Source organism: Acinetobacter sp. 1130196, from assembly GCF_000588095.1.
Taxonomy (GTDB): Bacteria; Pseudomonadota; Gammaproteobacteria; order Pseudomonadales; family Moraxellaceae; genus Acinetobacter; species Acinetobacter nosocomialis.
In genome coordinates this window covers 1-3,684 of sequence record NZ_JFWX01000090.1, presented here as the reverse complement: position 1 = coordinate 3,684, position 3,684 = coordinate 1, and the positions used below count along the sequence as shown (strand labels likewise).

Annotated in this window: 4 protein-coding genes and 1 pseudogene; 3 read left to right on the top strand and 2 right to left on the bottom strand. The window is 38.1% G+C overall.

Features of this window, described 5'->3' with window-relative positions:
* The 3 genes and pseudogenes from rubB to oxyR form a co-directional block, all read left to right on the top strand.
* Positions 1–362: pseudogene (rubB, locus tag J671_RS24260) on the top strand (rubredoxin reductase RubB); the annotation flags it as partial.
* 53 nt (positions 363–415) lie between these two features.
* Positions 416–1,360, top strand: coding sequence for an esterase EstB (estB, locus tag J671_RS24255; protein WP_002054414.1), 945 nt, complete (start codon positions 416–418; stop codon positions 1,358–1,360).
* Between the two features lie 6 nt (positions 1,361–1,366).
* Positions 1,367–2,275, top strand: coding sequence for a LysR family transcriptional regulator OxyR (oxyR, locus tag J671_RS24250; RefSeq protein WP_004888227.1), 909 nt, complete (start codon positions 1,367–1,369; stop codon positions 2,273–2,275).
* Between the two features lie 30 nt (positions 2,276–2,305).
* On the opposite strand, the gene J671_RS24245 is transcribed toward oxyR, so the two are convergent.
* On the bottom strand, positions 2,306–2,848 hold the full coding sequence (locus J671_RS24245) for an SPOR domain-containing protein (protein WP_050675075.1): 543 nt from the start codon (positions 2,846–2,848) through the stop codon (positions 2,306–2,308).
* A 35-nt stretch (positions 2,849–2,883) separates the two neighbouring features.
* Positions 2,884–3,684, bottom strand: a protein-coding gene (locus J671_RS25685) for an IS5-like element ISAba27 family transposase (protein WP_152534347.1) whose coding sequence is annotated in 2 segments (ribosomal slippage) — positions 2,884–3,324 and positions 3,326–3,684 — 800 coding nt annotated over the 2 segments. Because the reading frame shifts where the segments join, the coding sequence is not laid out codon by codon here. This gene is flagged as partial in the annotation.

The following is a 3,684-nucleotide window of genomic DNA, read 5'->3' as shown; positions in this document are numbered from 1 at the left end:
AAGCCGATATTTATGCAATTGGTGACTGTGCAGAAGTGAACGGTACCCTGCTTCCTTATGTAATGCCAATTATGCAACAAGCGCGTGCTCTAGCAAAAACATTAAGCGGTCAACAGACAAATGTACATTACCCCGCTATGCCAGTTGCGGTAAAAACTCCGGCTGCACCGCTTACAGTTTTACCGGCTCCGGTTGATGTCGATGTAAATTGGGAAACTGAAGAATTCGACGATGGTATGCTTGCCAAAGCAATTGACAATGAAGGAACATTGCGTGGTTTCGTATTGTTAGGTGCAACAGCAGGCAAGCAACGTTTAACGTTAACTAAGCTTGTTCCAGATCTTATTCCTGCCCAAGCATAAGGTTTAAATTGGGAATGCTCGCTCGAGAGTATTCCCTTCAAGGAATGCATAACATGAATAGCGCCTTACAATTTAGTATTTCACCCTACACTCCTTTTATGCAAGAAACTAAAGTCAACTTAGGCAATGGTATTGAATTGCATGTAGAAGTAGGAGGAAAAGCAGAACATCCCACCATTTTGCTGATTATGGGTCTAGGTGCCCAAATGCTATTTTGGCCGGACTTTTTCTGTAAATCGCTCATTGATCAAGGTTTTCGTGTTATTCGTTTTGATAACCGTGATATTGGCCTTTCTTCGAAAGTACGTCATCAGGGTAAACGTTTAAATACCATGAAATTGATGGGGCGCTTTGCTTTAGGGTTAAGTAATCAAGGTGCACCTTATACGCTCTATGATATGGCAGATGATGTATCGATGCTTCTCGACCGTTTAGGCATAAGTAAAGCGCATGTGATCGGTGCCTCAATGGGCGGCATGATTGCTCAGATACTTGCTGCAAAATATCCGGAAAAAGTAGAAAAATTAGGTTTAATGTTTACAAGTAACAACCAACCGTTTTTACCTCCACCGTTTCCTAAACAACTTTTAAGCTTAATTGGCAAGCCAGAATCACGTGATGAAGAAGGGATTGTTAACCACAGCTTAAAATTATTCCAATTGATTGGTTCTCCTGGTTATATTAACCATATTGAAGCTGTACAAACTGCACGAAAACTTTATCAACGTAGCTATTATCCTGCTGGTGTACTTCAACAGTTTTTAGCAATATTATGTACAGGTTCCTTACTGCAACTGGACCGTGAAATTAAGCAACCCACTATAGTCTTACATGGCTCGCGTGACCGCTTACTTCCACCAAGCCACGGTAAGGCTGTAGCAAAAGCAATTTCCGGTGCTAAGTTTGAATTAATTGATGGAATGGGGCATGATATCCCTGCCCATTTTATTCCACAGCTTAGCGGTTTATTTGCGCATCATTTTAAATCATCATACTAGGACACTATGGCTGCATTACCCTCACTAAGACAGCTATCATATTTAGTTACGTTGTCGGAAACTTTGCATTTTACTGAAGCAGCACGACGCTCTTTTGTTACCCAATCGACTTTATCGGGCGGTATCATGGAGCTAGAAAGGCTATTAGGTGGCGTTCTGGTTGAGCGTGACCGTCAAAATGTGCGTTTAACGCCATTAGGTGAACAAGTCGTTGCTCGAGCCCGTGTATTGCTAGCAGATGCTCAGGATTTAATGCGTTTAAGCCGTGAAATGAGTGAACCATTAACTGGTGATCTTCATTTAGGTGTTATTCCAACCATTGCACCTTTTATCCTGACACGGTTACTTGATGAAGTGCATCAACAATTACCGAAGATTCAGTTGCATTTACATGAAGCTCAAAGTGAGAAAATTGTAGAACGCTTAGAACACGGTAATTTGGACATGATCGTCCTTGCTCTACCTTTTGACACAAGAAGTCTAAAAGTAGCTGAAATTTCAAAAGAAAATTTATATCTTGTTTGTAGTAAGCAAGATACAAATGCACTTCAAGCAAACTCTCTCGATGACCTTGATTTGTCACGCCTTATTTTGCTTGAAGAAGGCCACTGTTTACGTGACCATGTATTAAGTGCTTGTCCAATTGGTGAACGTAAAAACGATAACCGTTTAAAAGCAAGTTCACTACCAACATTAGTCGAAATGGTTTCTTCTAATTTAGGTTTTACGCTTTTACCAGAAATCGCAATTGAAAATAGTATGATCAAGTTTAATGATCAGATTACTGCAAAACCAATTGAAGATGCACCAAGTCGTACTCTAGCACTCGTTACGCGTAAAAGTACGCCATTGCAAAGCGAGTTTGACGTACTACTGCAAATCATGCAGAAGATCACAACAAATTTATATGAATAAAAAAAAGGAGTCTTCAGACTCCTTTTTCTTTTACTGTGCTGTTAAAGAAGCCCATTTAAAACCCCAAGCCGATCTTAAATCTAAACTCTCATCTGAAATTATTTTTTCTCGAATAATTTGTGCAATCGCAAAATCATTAGCGGGGTCTACCATAACCCTTATTCCTTTTGTGGTTGGGCTAGTCACAATCTTATATCCTTTCGCCTGCAATTGTGACTGGATCATATTTGCTTTATTTTGATTAGGTGCCAACGCTACCTGTACCATCCATTTTTTTTCGCCATTTTCTAAAATTTCTTTAGCGACTGCTGCATCAAGCTGTTTTTTATTCTCAAGATTTTTCTTTTCATCTATTTTTTTTAATTGAGTATCTTCAACTTTCTTTTGTGCTACCAGTTCATCTTGAGTAGGTTTTCTTTTCTGGACCGTTATTACCTTGGTTTGTGATTCATTTTTCTTATTTTTTTCCTTAGAGGGTTGTATAAAGTAGGGATATATCATTTGATCATCATATTTATGAAAAACAATAATATCTCCATAGCACTTTTGATCTGCATATGCAGTCACTGGCATTACCCCTAAAAATATTAGACCTCTTGCGAAAGTCGTTATTGCAAGTTCATCCGATTTACCAGTGCAGCGATTAAGTTAATGCGTAAACCGAATCTTTTCCGTCTATTTCGATAGCGTTCACTTAATATTCTAAATGTTTTCAATTGACTATTAATATGTTCGATCACAACTCGTATTTTTCCAATCATTTTATTGTACTTTTTCTCAACATCAAATAAGGGTAAATTCTTCTTTTTCTTTATTGGCATCAATAATTTAAAGCCATCTTGCTCTAATCCGTAGTACCCTAAATCGGTCATAACATATTTACAATGTTTGAATTTTTTAACCGTTCTTCTTGCCAATTTAATGTCATGCTGACTGCCATTCGATATATCTAGCCCTATGATTTGTTTGCTGTTCGGATGATAGATCACTTGTGCTTTTAGCGTATGTTTCTTCTTTTTACCACTGTAGAACTTACTCTGATTTTTTTTTCGGACGTTCTATTGAACATTCTGTCGCATCAATAATGACCCAGTTAAACTGTTCGTCTGCTGTGGTAATGCTTCGTTTTGGCAGAGTAAACCGTCTTGATTTCATCAATGCATCTTCAACCTTTTTAATGGTTCGATTCACATTACTTTCAGCGATATGGTAATTTGCAGCCAACTCCAATTGAGTGCTGTAATTCCGTAAGTAATTGAGTGTTAATAATAATTGATCCTCTATAGCTAAAGTATGAGGACGCCCAGATTTCTTTTTAAGTGATTCTACTTCTTTTAAAACTTCGATCATTTCACTAAAAACTGGTCGAGGTACACCAACCAAGCGCTGGAATTCAGAATCTGAAAAAC

Bases quoted from the DNA above. Each gene is read 5' to 3' on its own strand.
- oxyR (WP_004888227.1), top strand. From the start codon at position 1,367: ATGGCTGCATTACCCTCACTAAGACAGCTATCATATTTAGTTACGTTG.
- estB (WP_002054414.1), top strand. From the start codon at position 416: ATGAATAGCGCCTTACAATTTAGTATTTCACCCTACACTCCTTTTATG.
- J671_RS24245 (WP_050675075.1), bottom strand. From the start codon at position 2,848: ATGCCAGTGACTGCATATGCAGATCAAAAGTGCTATGGAGATATTATT.